Source organism: Vibrio mediterranei, from assembly GCF_013364395.1.
GTDB classification, from domain to species: Bacteria; Pseudomonadota; Gammaproteobacteria; order Enterobacterales; family Vibrionaceae; genus Vibrio; species Vibrio mediterranei.
Map to the genome: position 1 here is coordinate 2,617,647 of NZ_JABXGK010000001.1, position 23,630 is coordinate 2,641,276.

The window sequence follows — 23,630 nt, forward strand, 5'->3', positions numbered from 1 at the left end:
GACTCTGATGGTAGATTCCAGCCCTCGCAGGAATGACTAGATTTAGGCACTTTACCGTATATCGTAACTAATTTGCTTACTTACGTTTTTTAGTTGCACCCCGACCTTACTAAACGCATTTTGGATAGTCGTTGAGACATGTTGCTGACCTTCCCCTATTAAAAAGTTTGCTCTATCTTGATTCGTTTCGAATACGCAGACGATTTTTAAGCTCTGCGGAAAAGAACCGAATTTAACAGTATGAGTCACCCAAAGAAAACCATCGTAGCTTTTTAGCGTCCCTTCACATACTTCTGTTAGTACGTCTCTAATTAAATTTTCAACTTTCTTATCTGATTTACGCATGAAGAGAATTTCCTATTTGTAATGGATAAATAAATATGACCGCATACTTAGCGCTCCCAATGTTTGGAAAGTAGGTCAAGCAACAGGAGTTGAGGTTGGAGTATACCCACATCAAACTCATAAAGGGCAACTGCATTTAATAACGTTATGTTATCATTTTTATAATTATTGATAATTTTTAAATACTACCAGTCATACTTATACTTCTCCACATCGAAACGAAATACGAAACGAATAATCAAATCAGTTTTTGGAGAAAGTTATGAAAATGAATCACGTTGGTATCATGGTTGGCGATATGGACAAAGCGGTAGAGTTCTACACTAAAGCGCTAGGCCTTCGCGTTGTAATGAACAACACTAAAGTAATCGAAGAGCGCGAAAGTGCAATCGGTCGTATGTGTATTGCAGTATTTGGTGAAGGCTTCAAAGGCTTCAACATTGCTCACCTAGTAACTAATGACGGTATCGGTGTAGAGCTGTTCGAAATGGTTGACCGTGAAGAACGTCATAACGTTGACTTTTCTCGTCTAGGTATCTTCCACTTCTGTCTACAATTGCCAAAAGAGCAGTTTGAATCAGCAATCAAACGTGTAGAAGAGTTTGGCGGTAAAGTGCGCATGGATATTCACCGTTACCACCCAGAAGATGATTCTAAGCAAGCGCAAATGGTTTACCTAGAAGACCCGTTTGGTAACTTATTTGAGTTCTACTCTCACTCTTACGAAGACACTTACGCTTCTGACTACGAGTAACTCTCTCAGCTGCTAATTAAATAATTTTAATGCCCACTAGATATTTGTCTCGTGGGCATTTTTGTTTTATTGCCTCAATGAATCTCGAAAAAAGTGAGTTAGCGAGGCTCTTGCTGACGCAAACGACATTAACGATGAAGTTTAAGTGAGCCGTGCAATTTGCTCTCTTACAATCTCTAAAGCTGATTGCAATTGTGGACGACTTGATGGACCTGCCAGAGATACCCTCACCGCTGCCGGAACTTCATAACGACCCACAGCAAACATTTCTGCTTCTCTCACTCTGACCCCATATTTCAGCAACGATTGGTTAAAATGATACCCGGTTAGCGGTTCAGGCAAAGGTAGCCAAACATTGTAGCCAGGTACACCAATCTGGATTTTGGGAAATACCTTCTTCCAGACCCGGTGACGTGCATTGAGTTCCATCGCGATCTCTTCATCCACAGCTTGCATCGCACCGCTGGTTAGCCAGCGACACACCAGATCGATGATTAGCGGGCTAACATACATACAACTGGCTCGTAGCGCACGTTGCATTAAGTCCTTGAAGGACAATGGTAGAATGACAAAACCCAGTCGCAACCCACCCGCAAAGTACTTAGAAAAGCTACCCACGTATAAGGTAATATCCGGAGCGATAGCAACTAACGGAGTCTTTCGATGAGACGGCGGGCAGTAGAGCACATCGTCCTCAATAATTAGCACGTTGTAGCGACGGCATATTTCAATGATTTTCAGTCTTCGGCTGTCCGATAGCTGGGCTCCGGTCGGGTTTTGAACTCCCGGAGTTAGATAAAGTAGTTTGGGACGATGTCTCTTACAGTGCAAAGCCAAATCTTCTGGATCTAATCCATGCTCATCAACTTTTACTGGCACTAACTTTCGTTCGGCTTGTTGACATGCGTGCATGAATTCCGGATAACACAAGCCTTCAGCAAGAATAGTATCTTGGGGACGGCTTAGTGCTTGTATAATCAACGATATTCCGTGCTGCCCTCCATGTGTCCACACCACTCGTCGGGCATCAATATCGATATTGAATTTGGTCATCAGCCATTGTCGAAGGGTCTCACTATGACCATGAATACCATCAGCGGAGTAATAATCCAGTACCGCTGCTTGCGCGATTTCTTCGTGAGATAACTCCTTCAATGCGTCAGCAAGAAATTTCGGCTGTGACAACAGAAAAGGTCGGCAACGTGCCAAATCAATACCTTTTTCTTCCAATACCGGATGATAAAAGTGATTCAGTTCAGTTTCTCTGTTCCGAACATAGGTCCCGCTTCCTACTTTGGGCTCCGTTAGTCCCCTTCGCTCAAGCTCATGATAGGCTCTAGTCACCGTTCCAACTGTCACACCCAATCGATAAGACAAAATACGCTGGGGTAACAATTTAGTATCTGGCTCCAGCTCACCACTTTCTATCACCTCGGCAATCGCATCAGCCAGTGCCATAAACTTAGGTCCGGAACGACCCGATATATCTGGGACTAACATTGTCTCTCTCCAAAGGGGTACAATTGTTTCTTGTAATCAGGATAAATAAGGCCTGATGAAAATGAAACCAAAGAATTGTCACCATGACGCATTAACTGTAGGTCAATCTCTCTGAGCACCTTTACTCTTGGGCTGTCTGTACTTGTTTGAGAGGAGAAGAAAGGAAATGACGACATTATGGGACTTAATGCCGGCCATGAGTTTATTCGCATTTGTTACCGCCATCACCCCGGGACCGAACAATTTATTGCTCGCCAATTCAGGGGCACAATTTGGTATCCGGAAATCATGGCGACATCTGATTGGTATTCGTATTGGTGTAGCCGGGCTGATCCTGCTCTGTGCATGTGGCGTAGGTGTCGCTCTTACAACTCACCCTAGTTGGTATCTAGCAATAAAATACCTTGGTCTGGCTTATATGTTTTGGTTGATGATAAAGCTTTTATGTACCAACCCTTTCTCCGGAAAATCCACCAAGAGCAAACCAATCAATATGACTCAGGCTACGTTATTTCAACTGGGTAATATGAAAGCCTGGATGGCATCACTCGCTTTGGTAACAAGCTATAGCCTACCCTCCAGCTATTGGCTCTCTGTGGCACTGATTACCCTAGTATTTACGACATTTGGACTGTTTGCCAATATCACTTGGGTTTGGGTTGGTCAAAAAATCCGAGTTTATCTCAATACCACCTTAAAACAGCGCATGTTTAATATCAGCCTAGCCGCTATAACGTTTATATCATTGTTGCCAGTGTTGGAGCACTCTATCTGAAAAACACCTGTCACCCTTGTTATATGAACACTAATTTCTCACAACTAATTATTGGCATATGCCAGTTATATTTATAGTATCTCTGGCAAAGCTTAAGGAGTCCATTAACCTGAAGGTAAGTTATGTCTATTCATCATCCTATCAACCACCAGCAATGCGCCATTTGCTGCCAGCCTTTTTTCAACCCACATACAACTCTTGAGTTCATTCCTACGTTAGATGGTGGAGTAAGAGCTAAAATCGTACCCATGGAGAATGTGCAAGGCTACCAAGATGTCATGCAAGGTGGGGCAATCAGCGCTCTACATGATGCCGCCATGACCCACTGCCTTTTCTCTCGCGACGTTTGTGCCATGACAGCCCAGCTTGATGTTCGCTTTATCAAGCCAATACCTCTTAACACGTTAATTGAAGTACAAGCTCATTGCTTAAAAAGCAAACGAGGTTTGTATATATTAAACAGTGGTATTTATGTGGATGGTGAATGTTATTCAAGAGCTGAAGCGAAGTTTATGTAAATATCTTCATTGCGGATGATCATCAGTCTCCCTCGCGCAAGAGAAGGGCTTCAGGAGCATGTGTTCCAATGAGAATAGAGAGTTAGATATGTAGAATAAAACGCATATGGTTGAACTTTTAAGACTCTTTAGACGCTATGACATGCACATCATTTTCTAGCCTTTTGTTTTACTATCATACTCAGCGCGAGCTTGCTCAATATTAGGTTTATGATTCTCGGCCCATTGAACAAGTTCATATAATGGCTTAACTACTTGTTTACCTAAGTCAGTCAACGCATATTCCACGCGAACAGGTACTTCTGGGTAAACGGTCCTATTTACATAACCTTCTCTTTCCAAGTCACGAAGAGTTTGCGTCAACATACGTTGAGAGATTCCTTCAATTCTAGACTTTAAATCGTTAAATCGGTCAGGCCCATCCACTAGTGCAAATAAAATAAGCAACGACCATTTGTCACCGATTTGAGCTACCACGTTTCTAACGGGACAGTCCTGAGTGTTATAAAACACACGCCTTTCCGTCTTTGTTGCTTTGACCATAACTTCTTACCTTTTCTCTGTACCAAACCCGCCAACAGTTACCAAAAGGTAACTAACGCATCTTTTGGTGCCTTATTGTACTGCTAGTTACTATAAATTACTATAGTTACTAAAAGTAACCAATGGAAAACTGTGAAAGGGAGTTAACTATGTTTAAAGCACTAACTACATTCATCCTTATTATCGTGACTAGCCACGTCTGCGCACAATCAGCAGACACTTTAACTATTGATTTTAAAAACTTAACAAAAGCGAACTGGACAGAACAAGAAGCGAAAAATGCCGCACTAATTACTGATTTTGTTCAGCACCTAATGAACAACCATGACTTTGACTATGTGATGGAGCACTACAATGATAGTTCTTACGTTCAGCACAACCGAAACCTCCCCGATAAAGTCACCGGGCTAGTTGGATTTCTCAAGGAGTTTGTCGAGGACTACCCAGAGTACAGCTATGATGTAAAACATATCTATGCTGACGGTGACTATGTGATTTTTCACTCTCACGCCACACTCAACAGTGAAGACAGAGGAAACGATCAAAAAGGGATGAATATTATCGATACTTGGCGTATTGAAGATGGTCGGATTGTAGAGCATTGGGATTCGATTCAAGCGCTCGACTTCTCAATGCGAGTATATTCACTTATCAGTGGTGGCGATATCGAAAATGAAAATGGCGTGTTTTAGGCCTCTTTTCGCTAGTCTTGTTATCAACGCCACCTCTTTAGATGGCGTTGAATAGATGCCTTGGCCTGATTATCAAACCGAGGCATTCTCGTTAACGCCTACTCAGTATCTTGAAATGAAGCACCGGATTACTGAGAGTACAGTTTCCTAATTGGCTCAGGCTCCACGTACTCAACCAATGCGCTATCAGCTAAGGAATCCGCCTTTTCCTGCTCACCAGAGACAACAAACACCCTCTGATTGTCCAATACCTCGACTACTTCTAATTGATGAGACATTAATAACTCCCTCACCTGTTGCACCGCTCCCTGAGTGTACTTAACGTAAAATCGGGTTGGCTGCTCTGTGATGTCCACTGGCCTCTCATCTATTGGTGGAAAGGCCGGGTTGTCCGCAAAGGTTGCTGTCATGCTAAATACAAGGACAAATCCGATTAACCAAGTTAGCCATTGAGAGCGAGAAGCTATGTAGTTCTTCATATCCACTCCTTACTGAAATGACAGTGTCCAACTATTGATTGTTCCGGTATCTTGGCGAGCGCTATCTACCGCTTTAAGCGTCCAGTTCCCTTTAGACTCAACACCAGAAAAGTCTATAGAATAGCTGGTCTTGATGTCGCTGGCAGAACCCCCACTATTTTCGTGCAGTACTTTTTCACTATTGGTCGGTGAGATCAATGTCAGTTTAAGATCTCCGATATAACTATGGCTAATGTCCACGGTGACCTCAAGGCTTCCGGAGTCACCAGAGCGTAAGACCTCTATTTGGCTGGTTGCTCCGCTAGTATTGTTATCAGGGATCTTGACCGCGGTACTGTTGGTGTAAGTGGATGGTGGTTGAGTGCCGCTCTCTGCACCATCATGAGCGGCGGTGAGCATCACACCAGAATACGCCGAGTAGCCCTTCACCAATACATGATACGTGCCTGCTGAGACGTCACTTATAGTGCAGCGTTCATTATTTCCAGATTCCCATGAACGACAATCATAACGACGATTCGTCGGCTCTTGCTCAAAACTCACATAAAGATCAGCATCACCACTGCCGCCCACTAATGAGAAGCTAAGCTCGGTTGCATCATCAGGTACATCAAATGTGAACAGACGACTTGATTGAGCACTACCTTGGAGCGGCCCTTTAGCAATACCATTAACTAATACCGTTTCTCCCTGCCCACCATCCGGACCATTACAACCTTGATCGAGATAGCGCTTTGCCGCATCAGCATCGACTAAGCCATAACCGGTTCTGTTATCTCTGCCAGCAACATCGATATCTTTTGCACTTGCGGTTAATGCTCGACGAACTTGTGACGCGGTGCAATTTGGATGATAGCTCCACACGAGTCCTGCTACACCGGCAACATGTGGCGTAGCCATGGAAGTTCCATTGTAATACTCGTAGTCTTGCCCTTTTGATGTGGAAACGGTAACAATTTGGCCTTGTTGAGCGGCAAGCTCTAGCCCGAGTTCCCTATTGACCGTTACTGAAATCAAGCGATATTGGTCGTTGTCATCCAATACAAACGGGTTCTGTAAACCTGGTAATTCACTGTTGCTGTAGACAATAGCAGCCCTAGCACCTGCGTTATAACAGGCTTTGACAGCATTTATCTCAGGGCGAACGCCAGAGCGTTGATTCTCGATACGCTCAGTCAAACACACTTTGTCGGTAAGATCGCCGCAGCGATAATCGCCAGACGACACATCACATTGTGCTAATTCTCCGCTAAAGGATCCTGAGATTGAGTCCGATAAATAACGGCCAGAGGTTTTTGACTTGCGGTTGTGCGATACCACACCACGCTTAAACTGACTGACGCCATTGAATACAATGTCACTCAACACCCCTTCTCCAACGGTTACCGTAGACAGTACTGCGACACCCGGAGCAGCAATCTCTACTTGGTCAGTAGCCTGAGAAAACGCTGCATGATCGTCGTTGTTATCAACAGCTGCCACAGACATTACCGCCTCGTATGACGCTGGATAGCTATGCGCGGTATTCCCATCGTTACCTGCAGCAGCGATGAGCAATACGCCTTGGTCGGACAATGACTGCAAAGCATTTTGCTCAGTGCGGCTGGCTTGGCTACCACCTAAACTCATGTTCACAACATCGGCACCATTCTCTGCACAGGTTTGTATTGCTTTCACCAAGCTTGACGAATAACCCCACCCCGACTCGTTGAAAACCTTAACAATATGTAGATTCACCTGCTGATTTGGCATGACTCCTTTCACACCTTCACCATTTGCAATGGCAGCAATAGTTCCCGCAACATGCGTACCGTGAGCGTTGTTATATCCCGGTTCACTCCAAGAACCCGTTCCACTGTCATTGGTACCACGAACACGATTTCCACTCAGATCGTTATGGCTAACATCGTAGCCCGAATCAATAATGCAAACTGTTCGATTGCCAGCATTACTATCACTCAGCAACTGCGCATTAACAGCGTTGTATCCCCACGGTGTTGTTTCGCTCAGTAGAAAACGGGGAGGGTCAACTTCCACATACTCTACTTGTTCATGACTTCTTAACTTTGAAAGCTCAGCATCGTTGACCTCTATGCTGTAAATCGGCTCAGCGCTGATCTTCTCCACCGCACTCGCTTGGGCAGCTTGGAGAACATTCTCTGGCAACTGATTCAAGCTTGGCTCTGTACCGTCCGCAGAGAAGACCTCTCTAGAAACCTCTTCTTTGAACTTAATAATGTACTTAGCTGGAAAGTCATCTTCGTTGAATGGCGCTATCTGAGAAGCATTCGCTATAGAGGTACCAAGTAGAACCAAGGTTAGTGATGACAGGGTATAAACCCCTTTTGTGTTGTGCATGTAATCTTTCCTTATCTAGCCATTTTAATTATTTTCATTCACGAACTATCACCTCAGTGACCATTTATGAACTATTTAGCTATAAGGTGTTGTCACTAACTTGCAAATAATAAGGTTTACTATTGATTGTTTTTTGCACTTCAAATCACTAAATAAACCCGAAGAGTGAACACTCAATAAGAGCATATACTCTAGAAAATTAAATTGACAAAGTTGAAATTTAAACCATTGATTTAAAGCTACTTTATGGCAACTCTCAAGATAGAAATTGAAGTATTAATTAAGAGTTAATCGTAAAAAGCGAGAAATTACTCTTAAATAACAAAGCGAAAAAATAACAATTAGCTTATTTAATTAAATTACGATTGGAATATGCACTCGTTATCTATCAAACTCATTAATAACATTTTAATTAATTAAATTTGACTACGGCTATTTAGGTAACAAATAAGTTTATTGCAAACCAATAAGAGACTAATGGTGACCAATACTTTTGTTTTGTTTGAGTGCACTGCTAAGCTGAAATAATCCCTTGTGACTTAACTCGACACGACGAGTGACAACTTATCATTATCAATGAGATTAGGGAGGAGGAAATGCCAAGTATCATTCAGGAATGTAATCGAGAGCTCAAAAAGGTGTTGTTGTTCTACCCTGAAGAACAGAGATCAAGCGTCGATTGTATGCTGGCGCAGCTGATGTGCTGTGAAATATTTTTAATTCAGTACCCTATTCTTAATCACTTTCGAGGCAAGAGTTCACCGTGGTATCACGTCCAGAATATCCGCTATCAGCTATTGTCACAGACAAATGGGAAAGAATTGAGTGGTTATGAGCTCGTCATTTTTCAAGGTTGGTCAATGGCGAAAATTGACGATGCTCGGATTTATGAAAAGCCAATACCAGAGCGAGTACGTCGCGCCTATTTAGACTATCAATTCTTCGTCGACAGCCTGGCTTCCGACTAGCCTAGAACTCGCTATTCATCTTTGTGAGACATGAAATCAACAAGGCTTCTTGTTCCGGCTCGATATGCCTCGTTAAATCTTTAACCAAATCCAAATGCAACTGGTTATGATGACGATGAATCTCTTGCCCTTGCTGTGTTAGCGCCACCACGATGGCGCGACGATCATTAGGGTGTGGTAAGCGTTCCATCAGGTTGGCAGCAACAAGTTTATCTACTTGAACCGTTAATGTGCCCGTAGTAATGCCGAGCTTGTCGGCAAGCTCTTTCATTCTCATAGCACCATGAATACCGAGCACTTCAATGGTGTGGACTTGTGCAAGGGAATAGCCAGTCTCTTTGACCACTGACTGTTCCCATGAAGACATCTTGTCGTAAAACTCGGTAAGTAACTGATTTAACGATTCTAAGTTTCGCATTATGTTGAATGTACTTCTAAAGTGAGATGGTCAATCTTATCAAACTTGCTTAGCTTTTGCTTATACTCATCCAATGAAATACCCGCTTGGTCTATAAGCGTAATTGCCGCTGCGTGATGATGTCCACTCACCTTCCAAATATGTAAATCCGTAACAAGGGCTACTGGCGTAAGCTCATCTTGGATTGCCTTTCGATATTTATCATCGATATTTTCATCAAGCAGAATCGGGCTTGTTTGCTTGAGTAAGTTCAATGTCCACTTACTGATCACTAACGCACCGACCATGCCCATCAACGCATCGAGCCAATTCCAACCATAGAACTTCCCTAGTACCAAGGCCACAATTGCCATCACGGAAGTCAGCGCATCTGCTAGCACGTGTAAGTAGGCTGCTCGCAAATTATGATCATGGTGATGTGTATGTCCATGATGGTGTGAGTGCTCGTGATGATGAGCATCATCATGTCCATGATGGTGTGAGTGCTCGTGATGATGAGCATCATCATGTCCATGGTGGTGATGGTCACCTAGCAGCAGCATACTGATGACGTTCACTGCCAAGCCAATACAAGCGACGATAATCGCTTCATTAAACTGAATCGACTGCGGATTAAGCAAGCGATGGACCGACTCAACCAACATTAATAACGCAACAATCCCAAGTGCAATGGCACTTGTGTAGCCACCAAGCACACTGACCTTTCCCGTACCAAACGAAAACCTATCATTACTCTGATGTTTTTTCGCATATCGGTAGGCAAACAAGGTAATGCAGAACGCTGCCGCATGTGTGCCCATATGCCAACCGTCTGCCAAAAGCGCCATAGAGCCATAGACCGTGCCCGCGACAATTTCGACTACCATCGTGGTCAGCGTAAGAAGCAGCACGTAAAGCGTTCGCTTTTCACCTTGATGATTGTGACTAGAAAAATGGTGATGATGAGTCAGTGTGTCATTAGCTATTTTCATTATATTGTTTGATTATCAAATTATTTGATTTAAATTTAGTTTGATCATCAAACAATGTCAATGTTCGATTGCAGCAATAACCGCTTCCTTGTTATCGTCAGGACTCAAATCGTGAGGATGCACGACATAGCGACATAATGATTCCAAAGCAGATACCTTGAGTGATCATGGCGGTCCCACCATAGCTAAAGAAAGGCAAGGGGCTACCCATCACCGGTAATATCCCACTCACCATGCCCGTGTTAATAAAAGCATATAGAAAGAAACTTAATGCCAACGAACCCGTCACTAGGCGGCTATATGCATGGTGGCAATGACAGGAAAGCCAGAGCGTACGCAGCGTGATGAATAAATAGAGCGATAGCAGCAGTACACTACCAATGAACCCCCACTCTTCTGCGTAGGCGGAAAAGATGAAGTCGGTATGACTTTCAGGAATAAAACCCAGCGAGCTTTGCGTTGCATTAGTCCAACCCTTACCCGTAATACCACCTGAGCCAATCGCAATATGTGACTGAATAATCTGATACCCAGAGCCCAATGGATCACTTTCGGGGTTAAGAAACTGCAGGATGCGCTTCTTTTGATAGCTCTCGATAACAAACCACCAAAGCAAAGGGATCATTGTCGCGACCAAACCAATAAAACCACCGATGATCTTCCAGCTCATTCCCGCGAAATAGAGTACAAATAACATGTAAATCACGCCAAATATTGCCCCGTCCAAGTCTGGCTGAACAAAGATAAGCCCTGCGGGGATGGCGGTCAGTATCATGGCATACACAATCTTCATCCCTGTCGGTCTCTCGCCATCTTGCTGGATAAACCAAGCCACCATCATAGGAATGGCTAATTTCACTAGTTCAGAAGGTTGAAAACGGAACCCAGCAATGCTCAACCAACGTTGGGAGCCGTTAGTACTATCCCCAGCAAACACAACCGCTACCAGAAGTGTTACCGTCAAAAAATACAGATATGGTGAAAAACGGCGGTACTGTTTGGCAGGAATCGACGACATGATCGCAAGACAAGACAGTGAAATAACGCATCGAATTAGGTGGTTGGTGATAACGGCCTCGTTATAACCACTGGCGCTCCATATCGTTAAGGTACTCAGTAACATCAAAGACAGAATCGCTAACACAATAGACAGGTCTATTTGTGGAATAAGGTACTTTTTCAAAATATAGCTCGGTAAAGTGACGCACAATATCGCCACTTGGATTGATAAAATGGTGAAAGGAACAACGAAGAAACTGCTCTCAATTAGTGCTTTTTAGCGGTTTGCCTAAATCCGCGAATAGCTTTACGTAGTCGCCATGTCATAAAAGTAAAAATCGCTGCAAACAGCGTCACAAAGGGAGCAGCCATTAAGACCATAGTGGTCACTCTGCTAATAGGCTCAGGCAACGAAGGTAAGAGAAATCCTACACCCGCCAACAAGCCAATCCACAGCGTGGCACTAAGCCATGAGAAATAGTGAAAGCGAGGGGCATCATGAACACGAATCCCCATGACCATTGGGACTAAAGAACGCACACCCGGAACAAAGCGAGCACAGAACAAAGCGACGAGCCCATGACGACAAAGTAAATTGTCCACCAAACGCATATTGCTCTCAGGAACTTTCGCTAACCAACCACGAACAATAGGAAGCTTGTTAAGCCACTTACCTTGTAGATAGGCGAGCCAACTACCACCAGCCGCAGCAACGATGAGTAGTGGAAACGCGATAAATGGACTAAGAACACCGACTGCCGACAACGTCCCAACTAAAACGACGACACTGTCGCAAGGTAAGGGGGCAGCTGGAAGAAAGCTACTTTCTAACCCGATAAAAAATGTCACCAACACATAAATTAAAATGGCGCTCTCTGGTGCAAGCAGCGCATTAAAGTCCTGATTCCAAATAGCAATCAAGACATCCTGAGTAGCTTCAAACATAACGACTCCAAAAACCAACAGTTAACTAAGGAAATAACAGCAGGAATGAGGCGTACTTAACGAGAATGGATAAACCGATATTGAAGGTTACTGTCCTGCCATCCGGCTAAGCGTCGACTGTCTGAAAACAAGTAACTTCGTGGCGTGTAACGGGCTCCCCAGCAAGTAGTTATCAGACATGCGAACGCGGCAACGACAAGCAGCCACGGCAGGACTTCTTTTGAGGCTGGCTGAGCTTTGGGAATAGGTACTCGAAACGTCGAGCTGCGCAGCAACTGGTTATCATTGGCAAGGTCAGGAGTGCGATCCGGAGTGATGACCGTCGCTTGATATTGAGGCAAATCCACTTCCATAGCATTAACGATCCCGCCCAACAGCAGTATCGATAGCAAGGTCGCAATCAGTGGAAAAAGCTCAATGAGTCGCTTCAAAGAAAAAGCCCAGTAGTGGAATCTGCTTATATGTACTGCTATCCATGCTAAAAAGCAATCTTTGTTATCACTAGACGACAATACACCCAGTTAACTCTCTATTTTCGATAGCTTATTTTTCATCAGATCCAATTGCGTGAAATCTTCGTAGCTGATATTTATCCACTCATTGAAATATGGCATTTCCTGCATATTGCTCTATAACTACGAGTAATGGTTTTGCACATACTCAATGGCTGGGCAGTCACACTGTCTCGATCTGGTTTCTAAGGAATCAATATGAAAAAAATCCCTCTTGCTATCATTACCTCACTCATTCTTTCAACCTCTGCTTTCGCTGCTCAAAGCACGATTAATCAAGAAGCTATGGAAACGACAACGGGTGGGTTTCAAGGACCGTCAGCGGAAGACTCTTTAAACACGGTTCAGGAAATCATGGATGCGGGCTGGTTAACCGACGGTAACAAGGTCACCATCGTGGGCTATTTGGTAAAATCAATGGGTCATGAAGTGTATATGTTTAAAGATGATACTGGTGAAATGCCGGTAGAAATCGACGCCGACCAATGGGCAGGACAAACCATCACGCCAAAAGACAAAGTAAAAATCTATGGCGAGATTGAAAAAGGTGACAGTGATGTTGCTGTAGAGGCGGAATCAATTCGAATTATCAAGTAGTCCCCTCTAATACAATGAATCTTTACGTACTCAGCGCCGATTTACATTGGCGCTATTTATTTTCCTTTTAAATAAAACACTTGCTCGACAGCGCACTCCTTATCATCTCCCCTTCTTATCTCAGTATATCTCTGTTCTAATCCATTTATCTCAACGATAAAAGAGAACCGAACCATGTTTGAATACAGCCAAAAACTCATTTCTGCACTCGATACACTTTTTAAAACCAATCAATCTCAGATTATTCAATCTTCTCAGCTTTTTGCTGATGCTATTGTCGGCGATAACATGATTCATATCCTTGGCACCGGACATTCGCATATGGTGGGGTTGGAAGGCTTTATCCGGGCAGGAGGGCTTGGTAATGTGAATGCTATCTTAGATTCAACCGTACTGACTTCAGATGGTGCCTTGCGAGGTTCAAAGCTCGAGAAGCTAGAAGGTCTTGCGCAGATCTTATGGGAAGAGCAGAACATTTCGAGTGGTGACGTCATTATGGTGGTATCAAACTCGGGAAGAAATGCGCTACCGGTCGAATTTGCTCAGTTAGCTAAGCAAAAAGATCACCCTGTGATCGCTATTACTTCCGTCACCCAATCGTCTCAATACCCGAGCCGCCATAGTTCTGGATTAAAGCTGATGGACATCGCTGATATCGTGTTAGATAACCAAGTTCCAAGTGGCGATGGTCTATGCGAAATCAACCAACGCGTTACCGGTGCCTTTTCAAGCATCTCAGGTATGGCGCTGGTCAATACAATTACCACCGAGGCGCAAAAGCTTGCACTCGAAAAAGGGGTAGAGCCGCTGATATTCTCAAGTCAGAATGTAGATGGATTTAATAATGATGATGTCTATGCGCACTTTAACGGTCGCCTCAAGTCCATGTAATACGGCGTCACATTGCCTATTTTGTCGAGAAGAAACCAACTCACTAATACATTCAAGCTACTGATGAAAAACAATAAATTGCAAGACTTGACGATATAGTTATGTAAAATGACCGCACCTATATAAAAAGTTAGCACCAAGACTAACTCGCCTTAGGTATATCAGAATAACAATATAAAAAGGTATCAGTATGAATCGAGTTGTTCATGTGCCCGCTCACTTTTGTGAAGTCGGCAAGCATGAAGCTGTCGACTATAGTGACACGCCTGTTTGGACCAAAACGGGTTACTCTAAGTCTGTCATTGACAGTGTTCGCCTCACAGAAGATCTTCAAAAAGCCGTAGAAACTCTTAACCACGATGGCTACGAAGTGATTTCGATTACACCCATTACCAGTGGTGACTATGATTTTAAAGCGCTACTGGAGCCAGGAGGGCGTGGTGATAGCGGATATGGCGGCTACGGTTATGGTTATGGCTTTAGCTATACCCAAGGGCTTATCGTCACCGCAAAGCGTATTTCAAGTAATCAAGCACCGACACCCAAACCATACTAGTCATCTCAACTAGGTAAAAGCAGCCTCTGGTTATCGTAGGCTGTTTTGCTCACTCGCCACCAAGCACGTCGCATTGAGGCTTTCCACTTCAACTCTGTAGTAGCAAATACTCACTCAATGAGAAAGTAGATTTTTAAAGCACGCGAGTTATCAGATACTTAGCCTCGTATATTCCATGTTATGAGTAACACTTGGTGAAGAAAGCGCTTCTTATCTCAGTACTGCTGTTATTTGGCTGTGCTAACCACACGAATCCTCCTGGGTCTTCCACATCATCGAACACCCAAAAGCAAGTCATCAATCAACTTTTGAACTACGTTGCAGGTCAAGCCAAAGAAAAGTGGGGAGAGGACGAGTTTGTTCAAGCTGGTAAGCATCGCTACGTGAAATACCTAGACGGCTACCGAACCCGAGCGCATATCGATTTTGACCGCGGAAAAATTTACGTCTCCACGCTGTCTCAAAGTCATCCAAAACAACAACTGCAAAAAGCCATTGTACAAACGCTGCTGATGCCGGCCGATCCAGAACATGCAGAGTTGTTTTCCGACAAAGAAGTGGTTCTAAAGGGAAAGCCTTTTCTACTTGGTCAAGTACTCGACCATGATGGCAAGCCGATTGAATGGCAGTGGCGAGCCAATCGTTACGCCAAACATTTGATCGCTACTCAAATGCACACCAAGCCAATTAAAAATGGTAACGCTTACTATGTCGAGATCTCGATGACGGACGATCACTTGCAGCAGCGCGAGTATCAATACGCGGATCTGATCCAAAGCGCAGCAAAACGTTACAGCTTATCTGAAGATCTCATTTACTCGATCATAAAAACCGAAAGTAGCTTTAACCCATATGCGGTGAGTCACGCAGGTGCCTACGGTCTCATGCAGGTTATTCCTAAAACCGCAGGGGCGGATGTGTTCAATTTGGTCAAGAACAAACCCGGCATACCGACCAAAGAGTACCTTTTTGATCCTGCTAATAATATTGATACGGGCGCTGCCTATTTTTACATCCTAAAGAATCGTTATTTACGCGATGTAAAGCACCCTACTTCTCTGCATTTCAGCATGATTTCGGCCTATAACGGCGGAACTGGTGGGGTACTGGCGACATTTGATAAAGATAGGAAACGAGCGATGAACAAATTAAACCAGATGGAACCACAGCAAGTTTATACCGCTCTCACCACACAACATCCGAAAGATGAAGCGCGGCGCTATTTACAAAAAGTTTTGTATTTTCAGAAGGACTTTAATGAGAATGTGTTAACCAAATAACGCACTTTCTTACAACATTACCCAGCCTGCTCAACAAACGATCAAAAGATTAACAAACCTATATTATTCATATAGTTAAAAATGAAAAATTAAAGAAAAAGGACACTGATACTTACAATATTTGTGTCCGAATTTTCTAGCAGTCCGCGACCAGACTGATATGATCATCGCAAACCAATGAACCTCCAATTTTCGACATCCTATTTGTTGGTTAATAAGGCCTAAAAGACTCAGCATCTGATAGGCCTTTATATTTATCTGCGCTCTAAAACTTCCTAAACATCAGACGCTTTCTTATTGAAGCACCATATATCCGTAAAAAATCTCTGTTCCCCACCAAGCAATATGTTAGGATGGCCGACTTTTTATGACGCAGCTCACATTTTGCTCTGCAAAATTGTGTCCAAATCCACATTGCTCGCTTAACAGCAGCATATAGTGAATAGTGATTATTTAATGCTAAATTCTAATACTGTTGAATCTACTTCAGCAGCTTCAAACTCAGCGTACGATGCTATCCATCCACCTGAACGACTGAGACAGCTCGCAGCCAAACTGGAAATGAACAATCCTGTGTTTTGGATTAGCGGCTCTTTTCTAACTCTATTTGTTCTACTTGCCCTCACCCATCCTGTTACTCTTTCCTCTTTTGTCGATTCTGGTTTTCAGCTGGCAACTCGCTATTTTGGCGCATTTTGGCAAATTTTGTTGTTAGCCAACTTCGTTATTGGTCTCGCCCTCTGTTTTGGTCGTACCGGTGATGTTCGCTTAGGAGATCTCAATACTCCTGATGTAACGAATTTCAAATGGCTATCGATAGTATTGTGTACGCTGCTCGCAGGTGGCGGCGTGTTCTGGGCTGCTGCTGAGCCAATCGCACACTTTGTTTCACCTCCACCTTTATTTGGCTCTCAAGATGCTAAAACCAATGCCATCAACGCACTTTCTCAGTCTTTTGTTCATTGGGGTTTCCTAGCTTGGGCTGTTTTAGGTTGTTTATCTTCTATCGTGTTAATGCATCTGCATTACGACAAAGGCTTACCTCTAAAACCGAGAACCTTGCTATATCCGCTACTTGGGGAAAAAGCTATTAAAGGCGGAATCGGCAACACGGTAGATGCACTGAGTATTATCGCTGTTGCCGCTGGCACAATTGGCCCTATTGGTTTTCTGGGGCTGCAAATCAGCTATGCTATGCAAGAGCTCTTTGGTACTACGGACACCTTCATAACCCAAGCTATAGTAGTGGTCGTTGCGATGGTATTTTATACCCTCTCGGCATTAAGCGGAGTCAATCGCGGTATCCAGTTGGTGAGTCGCTATAACATTATTCTTACCGTGGCTCTTATCGTGTTTATTCTATTTGCTGGTCCCACTGGCTTTATTATCGATAGCTATGTTCAAGGTTTAGGTCAAATGATTGACCAATTTGTTCCAATGGCGCTGTATCGAGGAAACCCTGAGTGGTTAGGTTGGTGGACCGTGTTCTTCTGGGGTTGGTTTATTGGCTATGCTCCGATGATGGCGATTTTTATTGCCCGTATTTCCCGTGGCCGCACTATCCGCCAATTAGTACTTGCCATTAGTATCGCCGCCCCACTAGTAACTTGCTTTTGGTTCACCATCGTCGGTGGTTCTGGACTTGCCTTTGAATTGGAAAATCCTGGTGTGATTCAGGCAGGCTTTGAGGGATTCAATATGCCAGGGGCACTTTTAGCGATTACACAACAGTTGCCATTCCCGACGCTGATCTCCATTTTATTTTTGATTCTCACCACGACTTTTATTGTCACCACGGGTGACTCCATGACTTACACCATCACCATGGTGATTAGTGGAGACAAAGAACCGAACGCGACGATTCGTGCTTTCTGGGGAATCATTATGGGTGCCGTTGCCATTGTTCTGATTTCGCTGGGCAGTGGTGGGATATCTGCATTACAGTCATTTATTGTTATCACCGCAGTGCCTGCCTCCTTCATTATTGCGCCGAGTCTTTGGTATGCACCAAAAATTGCCAATCAGATGGCAAAGCAGCAACGACTTTGACGCTATAACAAAGTCACCAGCGAGTTAAAACTATTTTACGGCAAGCACTTCACGCTTGCCGTTTTCATTCCACTTATCTGTGTTCTACATTCCCTATTCATTACAAATATCCGCCTCCACTTTTGATACATTTCATCATCAGATACATCAGAGTTATGTCAACTTGTTTCACCTTATGACATCGCGCTCAGCAGCTTTCCATTACTATCTGTTAATTAAAGAAAAATTCGTCTTATGTCATTATTAACCAGCACTTAAACGTCTTTTAAACCAAACACATTTATCTGTTCCCTCCACCGCTTTAGGCTGCGCCCCCTCCGTTACCAAAGGTTTGTTTAGGTTCCTGCCTAACCCCCTAGAACCTGAACATCTTTGGTAACAACCAACTTATTATTACTGCTTAAGGCTTGTTATGAACACCAAAACTAAAATTGCATTTTTTCTCGCTTCTGCGCTGACACTCAGTGGCTGTGTCGGCAGTAACGCTGTGACCGAAAAACTGATGGGCTTCAACGTTAAAGTCGTGGACAACCGTTACGCACGTGCAGGCGTTAACTTCCTGCTATCTCCTGTCTATGGTTTTACGCTAGTGGCTGACTTGTTCGTTGTGAACTCAATCGAATTCTGGTCAGGTACCAACCCAATTAACGGTAAGCCTCATGTGTTTGATACAAAAACAGAGACCTACTTAGAAGTGAATGACAAGGTTGATTCTAGCCTGCACGATGCACCGATTGATCCACTGACAATGAGCACGCCTAACTCAGGCACCATTCGTTACCTGGATGAAAATACAATTGAAATGGAAGTGACCTTGGCGGATGGTCAGCAATCGAAAGTGATAGGTGTAAAAGAAGGCGACAAGATCAGTTACTACATTGATGACCAATTAGTGTCTCAAACAACACTTGATGCGCTAGAGCACGAGTTCTCAGAATCGTAGGAAATAATCTCTATCTTTCCTATAGTTAACTAAGTAACCACGGAAGGTTACCTACTTTAACTCATGGCAAACTCTATGACTCAATACAGTGACAAGATTGATTTAAACCTTTTTCGAACTTTTGCTACCGTGTACAAACATGACTCGATTAGTCGTGCAGCAGAAGAGCTCAACGTCACTCCAGCATCAGTAAGCCAATCAATTAAAAAGCTTTCTATTGAGCTCAACACCTCGTTATTTATGCGTCGAGGCCGCGGTATAACTCCAACCCTACAAGCGCATCATTTAATAGAACGCATTGCCCCTCTGCTCCATGAATTCGATGTAATTACCAATGACTGCCTTTATGGTGTTCACCAATCAACACCACGAAAAGTGGTGGTACAAGCACCTGAACCCATCATATTTGAACACATAAAAAGCACCGAGCTTGCCAATCACACTGAAACTCGTTTTCGTCTCGAATGGTTGGATATCCTTTATAGTAATAGCGATAGCTACGAGACTTTAAAATTCAAACACGCCGATGCCATCATAGATATTTTCCAGCTCGCTGAACCGAACATTTGCAACGATCTGTTATTTGAAGATGAAATTGTGGTGATCGCTTCGAAAAACCATCCACGAGTAGGCTCCACCATCTCACCAGAGCAGTTTGCCGAAGAGTCGCACATCATATTGAATTACCAATTTGGAGAGTCTTCGCTGTTTGAAATGCTATATAATTCACCGCCACCCAAAAGACGTATCTTAAGCACGCAAACCTCTTTAACCTCCATGCTGTCGCTTACTTCAGAAAGTGAAGCACTGTGCCTCTGTACCAGACGATTCGCTGAGCAGCATGCCAATCGGTTACCCATCAAGATCTTGCCATTTCCGGGTCCGGTTGAACCCGTCAAATTCTGGCTTATCTACCCAGCCCAAAGCCGAGATACACACGCGATAAAATGGCTTCACTCCACACTGGTTGATTGGATACAACGGCAATGAGTCCGAGCCATCAAACCATGAATTAACGCTGACTGAATTGTGCTTGTAAAAAGGGTAACAACAATAGGCCGATGACAGCCGAACAGACCGATATCACCACAAAGAACCCAGTCCAATGGAACTGCTCTAATACCATCGCAAGTGGGTAGCCAGCAAGAGCTGCGCCCATATAGGCAAACAGTCCAACAAATCCTGTAGCCGCACCTGCTGAGTCTTTATGTGAACACTCAGCCGCCGCCATACCAATGAGCATCTGCGGTCCAAATACAAAGAAACCAATGGCAAAAAAACCAGCAGACTGAAACACAAAGTTGGTTAATGGCATTAACCAGAGCGCGGCAACAGACAGGAAAATCCCCATTGCGAAAATCAGGTTCATTGGTCCACGATTACCGCCAAATAGCTTGTCTGAGCCCCAGCCAGCTACTAAAGACCCCACAAAGCCGCCGACTTCAAACAAAGATACTGATGCATTGGCGTTGATTAAACTGTAATGATGCTGCTCAGTCAGATACAAGTTACCCCAGTCATTAATCGCCGTGCGCACGATGTAAACCAATACGTAGCTAAAAGCGAGCAACCAGATGTATTTATTGTTGAGAACATACGACCAGAGAATCTGCTTCGGCTTCAGCCCTACTCCGTCATTTTCTTGAGCTAGTTCTAACTTATCATTGCGCCATTGACCTACGGTAGGCAGTCCCATTGACGTGGGTTTATCACGCAGTCGCCAACAAAGAAATAAACCTATCAGAACGCTTATTATCCCCGGAATAATAAACCCTTCGCGCCAGCTATAATGAAAGGTTAGAAAGCCCACCAGCAAAGGAATCATCGCACCACCGACATTATGTGCTGTATTCCAAAGCGACCAGAAAAATCCTCTTTCGGTTCTGGAGTACCAGGTGGTCAAAAGCTTGGAGCAGGACGGCCAGCCCCAACCTTGGAACCAAGCATTAAGAATCCATAAACTCGCGAGAACAAACAGCGAACTCGACAAACCAAAGACAATGTTTACCACTCCACTGGCAATAAGCCCGATACCCATAAAGTAACGAGGGTTGGAACGGTCGGAAATAATACCTGAGACAAATTTTGATAGCCCATACATCAAATAGAACATGGTGCCCATCATGCCGATGTCTCCCTTGTCTAAACCAAGGTCGGCAATAAGTGCAGGTGCGGTGTAATTGAAAGTTTTTCGGGTGAGATAAAAACCGGCATAACCGAGATACATTCCCAGCATGATGTGAAAACGCCAGTACCGATAGCGAGTATCGACACTCGTGCTATCTTGATGTTTCATCTGTTGTTCTGCTACTTTGACTGTCATGAACTACCCCGCTACACCAATGGAAGTCGTGCATCAATTTCGGTGCCACGTTGTGCTTCATCTCCGTCAACAACGCTACGAATCTCAAACTGGCCACCTAACGCTTGAACACGCTCTTTCATGCCTTTAAGGCCAAACCCTTTTTGGCTATCTTGAAGCGGAAAGCCAATGCCATCATCAGCAATCTTTAGCGTGATTGTCGCATCAATGACGAGCTCTATTCGCACCTGTTTGGCTTGAGCGTATTTGAGAATGTTATTCAGCGCTTCTTGGCATAAACGGAACAACGTCACCTCCATCATATCTGAGAGCACTCGCTGGCTAACATTGTCGACAGTAAATTCAACTTCAATACCAAGCTGTTCAAACTCCATCTCACGCACCATTTGCTGAATAGCGGAGATCACGTCTAAATCATCCAAGGTTTTTGGTCTTAATCGAGTAAGCAGTCCTTTTGTGGTGTCATAGACATTCAGAGACAAGGATTCAATGGTATCAGCGCAACCAATGCTCAAATCAGGATTGTTGACGCGCTTAATAATGCTCGCTTGCGTTCGAATAGCAGTGATATTCTGACCAATTTCATCATGCAGTTCGCGAGCAATGTCCTTACGCACCGACTCTTCCGCTTGCACCAACTGTTTCGCTAAGTGCTTGTTGCGAGTAAGTTCAGAGCGAAGCTGATGGTTTAAATCGCGCTGTCTCTGCACCGCCATTCCCAGCAATATTCCCGTTAATGATTGAGCACTTATTGATAACAGTAGGTCCGTGACTTCCAGCTGTGACACCCCACTACGCGCCGCTATTAATGCACAACTATTAAGAAGCGTACCTAGCAGAGCACCCTGCCATCCATAACGAAACGCAAGCAAGATGATAGGTATTGCCAAACAAAACGGAGCAAAGCGCCTGAGCTCGTCAGGCAGCCCGACTTGCAGAGAAATGCTCACCGCAAACAGTGCAATGAACAGCAAAATGGGCTTATAGTGAAATTCGATTGGTTGATGGATGAGGTTAGATGTCAAAGGTCGCCACGTACTTTGAAACAGGTAATTCCAAATGAGGTAACAGCTCGGCACCAGCATCAGCCCCGCCGTAATACTCACCAAACCGACAAAACTCAGAGAATCACTATGACTGCCGACAGCAAGCATGTTAATCAGAGCGCAGGCAACAATCGCTGCAGCTTGAATCAGTAATCGTCGCCACTGAGCACCTTGATAATAACGCTCAGCAACCAAGGCAACAGGAATACTTAGCGCACTAGCAACCAAAATGGCCGACCACTGAGGCTGCGCAAGCAAAATAGCCAGAGAGATGGTTAAGCACCACTCAGCAGCATAAACGGCACCCCAGTATTTTTTAGCGGCATGCAGGGTAATCCCAAGCCTAAGAGCGAACGGGAAAAACAGAATTGCCAACTCAGCGTCGTTAACGAAGTAATAGGAAATCACCCATAAACAAAACCAACTGCACAGGGTTATCAGCCATGCACTGGCGCTGGCAACGAGGTAAGTTCGCATTACAACGTCGCTTCTGCCCTAAACAACTTGGCAAGTTCCACATTGTTTTTGACAGCAAGTTTATCCAGTGCATTAGCACGATGGACATGAACGGTTTTGTGACTTAATCCAAGTTCGGCCGCTACCGCCTTCACATCGAGTCCCGTCGCCAAGAGCTCTGACACTTCATATTCACGTTTAGTAAGTCGAGATAAGGCTTGTTGGAACGGTCTTGGAGAAGCAAGTTTCATGGCAATATCCGGGGTAAGATAGCAACCACCGTTGGCACTGGTTCGCACCGCTTGAATCAGTTCATCAGGACTGCAACGTTTGGTCAAATAACCCAGTGCACCTAATTCCAATGCCTTTTCCACCATAGCAGGAGAGTCATGCACACTGAGCATCACACAGGCAATGCCCTTGGGCATCGACTCTAGTAACGCGAGACCACTTTCGTCCGGCATCGAGATATCCAGAATACATACCTGCACACCACTGCCCGGCAGCCCTCTTTTAGCTTCTTCAACCGAGCTAAACTCACCGACTACATTAATGTCTTCCTCTAGATTGAGTAATTGAGCAAACCCAGAACGTACGATGATGTGGTCATCCACTAAAACAACATTGATCATGATGAAGTACCGACTAGAGAAAGGCGAAAATGGGGTAACTTAACGCCGACGCATCGATTAAGCAAATAGCGTTTGGTTCT

General features: G+C 44.2%; 25 protein-coding genes. 12 read left to right on the forward strand and 13 right to left on the reverse strand.

The window, feature by feature from the left end; all coding sequences use genetic code 11:
• Positions 1-51 precede the first annotated feature (51 nt).
• Complete coding sequence (locus HOP38_RS12135; RefSeq protein ID WP_198558144.1) at positions 52-345, reverse strand: Fis family transcriptional regulator; 294 nt, start codon at positions 343-345, stop codon at positions 52-54.
• 262 nt (positions 346-607) lie between these two features.
• Here HOP38_RS12135 and HOP38_RS12140 point away from each other — a divergent pair, with 262 nt between their 5' ends.
• A complete protein-coding gene (locus HOP38_RS12140; RefSeq protein ID WP_006069926.1) occupies positions 608-1,099 on the forward strand; it encodes a VOC family protein in 492 nt (163 codons plus the stop codon).
• A gap of 141 nt (positions 1,100-1,240) precedes the next feature.
• On the opposite strand, the gene HOP38_RS12145 is transcribed toward HOP38_RS12140, so the two are convergent.
• Positions 1,241-2,599 carry an aminotransferase-like domain-containing protein gene (locus HOP38_RS12145; protein WP_198558145.1) on the reverse strand — a complete coding sequence of 453 codons (1,359 nt, stop codon included), beginning with the start codon at positions 2,597-2,599 and terminating at the stop codon, positions 1,241-1,243.
• Between the two features lie 166 nt (positions 2,600-2,765).
• Between HOP38_RS12145 and HOP38_RS12150 the strand changes: the two genes are divergently transcribed.
• Together HOP38_RS12150 and HOP38_RS12155 are read left to right on the forward strand one after the other, a co-directional pair.
• Positions 2,766-3,374 (forward strand): LysE family translocator, encoded by a 609-nt coding sequence (locus tag HOP38_RS12150; protein WP_006069924.1) that lies wholly within the window; start codon positions 2,766-2,768, stop codon positions 3,372-3,374.
• Between the two features lie 122 nt (positions 3,375-3,496).
• Positions 3,497-3,892, forward strand: coding sequence for a PaaI family thioesterase (locus HOP38_RS12155; RefSeq protein ID WP_006069923.1), 396 nt, complete (start codon positions 3,497-3,499; stop codon positions 3,890-3,892).
• A gap of 156 nt (positions 3,893-4,048) precedes the next feature.
• Here HOP38_RS12155 and HOP38_RS12160 read toward each other — a convergent pair whose 3' ends face one another.
• Positions 4,049-4,435, reverse strand: a complete 387-nt coding sequence (locus tag HOP38_RS12160) for a winged helix-turn-helix transcriptional regulator (protein ID WP_198558146.1) — start codon at positions 4,433-4,435, stop codon at positions 4,049-4,051.
• A gap of 149 nt (positions 4,436-4,584) precedes the next feature.
• Between HOP38_RS12160 and HOP38_RS12165 the strand changes: the two genes are divergently transcribed.
• Positions 4,585-5,127, forward strand: coding sequence for a nuclear transport factor 2 family protein (locus HOP38_RS12165; RefSeq protein ID WP_006069921.1), 543 nt, complete (start codon positions 4,585-4,587; stop codon positions 5,125-5,127).
• A 128-nt stretch (positions 5,128-5,255) separates the two neighbouring features.
• Here the strand turns inward: HOP38_RS12165 and HOP38_RS12170 are convergent, their stop codons facing one another.
• The gene (locus HOP38_RS12170; protein WP_198558147.1) at positions 5,256-5,606 is read right to left on the reverse strand and encodes an ATPase; all 351 of its coding nucleotides are present in this window, start codon (positions 5,604-5,606) and stop codon (positions 5,256-5,258) included.
• A gap of 9 nt (positions 5,607-5,615) precedes the next feature.
• A complete protein-coding gene (locus tag HOP38_RS12175; protein WP_198558148.1) occupies positions 5,616-7,964 on the reverse strand; it encodes a S8 family serine peptidase in 2,349 nt (782 codons plus the stop codon).
• 596 nt (positions 7,965-8,560) lie between these two features.
• On the opposite strand from HOP38_RS12175, the gene HOP38_RS12180 reads away from it, so the two are divergent.
• Positions 8,561-8,932 (forward strand): hypothetical protein, encoded by a 372-nt coding sequence (locus tag HOP38_RS12180; RefSeq protein ID WP_006069918.1) that lies wholly within the window; start codon positions 8,561-8,563, stop codon positions 8,930-8,932.
• A 1-nt stretch (position 8,933) separates the two neighbouring features.
• Here HOP38_RS12180 and HOP38_RS12185 read toward each other — a convergent pair whose 3' ends face one another.
• From HOP38_RS12185 to HOP38_RS12205, 5 genes are all read right to left on the reverse strand, one after another.
• Positions 8,934-9,350 carry a MarR family winged helix-turn-helix transcriptional regulator gene (locus HOP38_RS12185; RefSeq protein ID WP_006069917.1) on the reverse strand — a complete coding sequence of 139 codons (417 nt, stop codon included), beginning with the start codon at positions 9,348-9,350 and terminating at the stop codon, positions 8,934-8,936.
• Complete coding sequence (dmeF, locus tag HOP38_RS12190; protein WP_198558149.1) at positions 9,350-10,321, reverse strand: CDF family Co(II)/Ni(II) efflux transporter DmeF; 972 nt, start codon at positions 10,319-10,321, stop codon at positions 9,350-9,352. Before dmeF ends, HOP38_RS12185 begins: the two co-directional genes overlap by 1 nt.
• Before the next feature lie 97 nt (positions 10,322-10,418).
• Complete coding sequence (gene rodA, locus HOP38_RS12195; protein WP_006069915.1) at positions 10,419-11,504, reverse strand: rod shape-determining protein RodA; 1,086 nt, start codon at positions 11,502-11,504, stop codon at positions 10,419-10,421.
• 83 nt (positions 11,505-11,587) lie between these two features.
• On the reverse strand, positions 11,588-12,265 hold the full coding sequence (locus HOP38_RS12200; protein WP_006069914.1) for a DedA family protein: 678 nt from the start codon (positions 12,263-12,265) through the stop codon (positions 11,588-11,590).
• A gap of 56 nt (positions 12,266-12,321) precedes the next feature.
• Positions 12,322-12,696, reverse strand: a complete 375-nt coding sequence (locus tag HOP38_RS12205) for a hypothetical protein (protein WP_051868256.1) — start codon at positions 12,694-12,696, stop codon at positions 12,322-12,324.
• A gap of 279 nt (positions 12,697-12,975) precedes the next feature.
• On the opposite strand from HOP38_RS12205, the gene HOP38_RS12210 reads away from it, so the two are divergent.
• The 7 genes from HOP38_RS12210 to HOP38_RS12240 all read left to right on the forward strand — a co-directional run bounded on the left by HOP38_RS12210 (position 12,976) and on the right by HOP38_RS12240 (position 20,083).
• Positions 12,976-13,374 carry a YgiW/YdeI family stress tolerance OB fold protein gene (locus HOP38_RS12210; RefSeq protein ID WP_006069912.1) on the forward strand — a complete coding sequence of 133 codons (399 nt, stop codon included), beginning with the start codon at positions 12,976-12,978 and terminating at the stop codon, positions 13,372-13,374.
• Positions 13,375-13,548: 174 nt separating this feature from the next.
• Positions 13,549-14,265 carry a sugar isomerase domain-containing protein gene (locus tag HOP38_RS12215; RefSeq protein WP_006069903.1) on the forward strand — a complete coding sequence of 239 codons (717 nt, stop codon included), beginning with the start codon at positions 13,549-13,551 and terminating at the stop codon, positions 14,263-14,265.
• Between the two features lie 190 nt (positions 14,266-14,455).
• Positions 14,456-14,821, forward strand: coding sequence for a hypothetical protein (locus tag HOP38_RS12220; protein ID WP_006069902.1), 366 nt, complete (start codon positions 14,456-14,458; stop codon positions 14,819-14,821).
• Positions 14,822-15,015: 194 nt separating this feature from the next.
• Positions 15,016-16,101: a membrane-bound lytic murein transglycosylase MltC gene (gene mltC / locus HOP38_RS12225; protein ID WP_124940125.1), complete on the forward strand. Its 1,086-nt coding sequence runs from the start codon at positions 15,016-15,018 to the stop codon at positions 16,099-16,101.
• Between the two features lie 456 nt (positions 16,102-16,557).
• Complete coding sequence (locus HOP38_RS12230; RefSeq protein ID WP_006069899.1) at positions 16,558-18,150, forward strand: BCCT family transporter; 1,593 nt, start codon at positions 16,558-16,560, stop codon at positions 18,148-18,150.
• A 412-nt stretch (positions 18,151-18,562) separates the two neighbouring features.
• On the forward strand, positions 18,563-19,093 hold the full coding sequence (locus HOP38_RS12235) for a DUF3332 family protein (RefSeq protein WP_006069898.1): 531 nt from the start codon (positions 18,563-18,565) through the stop codon (positions 19,091-19,093).
• Between the two features lie 75 nt (positions 19,094-19,168).
• On the forward strand, positions 19,169-20,083 hold the full coding sequence (locus HOP38_RS12240) for a LysR family transcriptional regulator (RefSeq protein ID WP_164491426.1): 915 nt from the start codon (positions 19,169-19,171) through the stop codon (positions 20,081-20,083).
• A 22-nt stretch (positions 20,084-20,105) separates the two neighbouring features.
• Here HOP38_RS12240 and uhpC read toward each other — a convergent pair whose 3' ends face one another.
• From uhpC to uhpA, 3 genes are read right to left on the reverse strand one after another with little or no spacing between them, the layout of a single operon-like run.
• On the reverse strand, positions 20,106-21,416 hold the full coding sequence (gene uhpC, locus HOP38_RS12245; RefSeq protein WP_124940126.1) for an MFS transporter: 1,311 nt from the start codon (positions 21,414-21,416) through the stop codon (positions 20,106-20,108).
• 11 nt (positions 21,417-21,427) lie between these two features.
• A complete protein-coding gene (uhpB, locus tag HOP38_RS12250; protein WP_198558150.1) occupies positions 21,428-22,939 on the reverse strand; it encodes a signal transduction histidine-protein kinase/phosphatase UhpB in 1,512 nt (503 codons plus the stop codon).
• Positions 22,939-23,550, reverse strand: a complete 612-nt coding sequence (uhpA, locus tag HOP38_RS12255; protein WP_006069894.1) for a response regulator transcription factor UhpA — start codon at positions 23,548-23,550, stop codon at positions 22,939-22,941. Before uhpA ends, uhpB begins: the two co-directional genes overlap by 1 nt.
• Positions 23,551-23,630: the final 80 nt, after the last annotated feature.

Excerpts from the sequence above, each read along its gene's own strand:
- HOP38_RS12175 (WP_198558148.1), bottom strand. The coding sequence starts at position 7,964 with ATGCACAACACAAAAGGGGTTTATACCCTGTCATCACTAACCTTGGTT.
- HOP38_RS12165 (WP_006069921.1), top strand. The coding sequence starts at position 4,585 with ATGTTTAAAGCACTAACTACATTCATCCTTATTATCGTGACTAGCCAC.
- HOP38_RS12230 (WP_006069899.1), top strand. The coding sequence starts at position 16,558 with ATGCTAAATTCTAATACTGTTGAATCTACTTCAGCAGCTTCAAACTCA.
- HOP38_RS12145 (WP_198558145.1), bottom strand. The coding sequence starts at position 2,599 with ATGTTAGTCCCAGATATATCGGGTCGTTCCGGACCTAAGTTTATGGCA.
- HOP38_RS12160 (WP_198558146.1), bottom strand. The coding sequence starts at position 4,435 with ATGGTCAAAGCAACAAAGACGGAAAGGCGTGTGTTTTATAACACTCAG.
- HOP38_RS12155 (WP_006069923.1), top strand. The coding sequence starts at position 3,497 with ATGTCTATTCATCATCCTATCAACCACCAGCAATGCGCCATTTGCTGC.
- HOP38_RS12180 (WP_006069918.1), top strand. The coding sequence starts at position 8,561 with ATGCCAAGTATCATTCAGGAATGTAATCGAGAGCTCAAAAAGGTGTTG.
- dmeF (WP_198558149.1), bottom strand. The coding sequence starts at position 10,321 with ATGAAAATAGCTAATGACACACTGACTCATCATCACCATTTTTCTAGT.
- HOP38_RS12220 (WP_006069902.1), top strand. The coding sequence starts at position 14,456 with ATGAATCGAGTTGTTCATGTGCCCGCTCACTTTTGTGAAGTCGGCAAG.
- HOP38_RS12235 (WP_006069898.1), top strand. The coding sequence starts at position 18,563 with ATGAACACCAAAACTAAAATTGCATTTTTTCTCGCTTCTGCGCTGACA.
- HOP38_RS12140 (WP_006069926.1), top strand. The coding sequence starts at position 608 with ATGAAAATGAATCACGTTGGTATCATGGTTGGCGATATGGACAAAGCG.
- uhpB (WP_198558150.1), bottom strand. The coding sequence starts at position 22,939 with ATGCGAACTTACCTCGTTGCCAGCGCCAGTGCATGGCTGATAACCCTG.
- HOP38_RS12210 (WP_006069912.1), top strand. The coding sequence starts at position 12,976 with ATGAAAAAAATCCCTCTTGCTATCATTACCTCACTCATTCTTTCAACC.
- HOP38_RS12215 (WP_006069903.1), top strand. The coding sequence starts at position 13,549 with ATGTTTGAATACAGCCAAAAACTCATTTCTGCACTCGATACACTTTTT.
- HOP38_RS12150 (WP_006069924.1), top strand. The coding sequence starts at position 2,766 with ATGACGACATTATGGGACTTAATGCCGGCCATGAGTTTATTCGCATTT.
- HOP38_RS12200 (WP_006069914.1), bottom strand. The coding sequence starts at position 12,265 with ATGTTTGAAGCTACTCAGGATGTCTTGATTGCTATTTGGAATCAGGAC.
- HOP38_RS12135 (WP_198558144.1), bottom strand. The coding sequence starts at position 345 with ATGCGTAAATCAGATAAGAAAGTTGAAAATTTAATTAGAGACGTACTA.
- HOP38_RS12240 (WP_164491426.1), top strand. The coding sequence starts at position 19,169 with ATGACTCAATACAGTGACAAGATTGATTTAAACCTTTTTCGAACTTTT.
- uhpA (WP_006069894.1), bottom strand. The coding sequence starts at position 23,550 with ATGATCAATGTTGTTTTAGTGGATGACCACATCATCGTACGTTCTGGG.
- HOP38_RS12170 (WP_198558147.1), bottom strand. The coding sequence starts at position 5,606 with ATGAAGAACTACATAGCTTCTCGCTCTCAATGGCTAACTTGGTTAATC.
- uhpC (WP_124940126.1), bottom strand. The coding sequence starts at position 21,416 with ATGACAGTCAAAGTAGCAGAACAACAGATGAAACATCAAGATAGCACG.
- HOP38_RS12185 (WP_006069917.1), bottom strand. The coding sequence starts at position 9,350 with ATGCGAAACTTAGAATCGTTAAATCAGTTACTTACCGAGTTTTACGAC.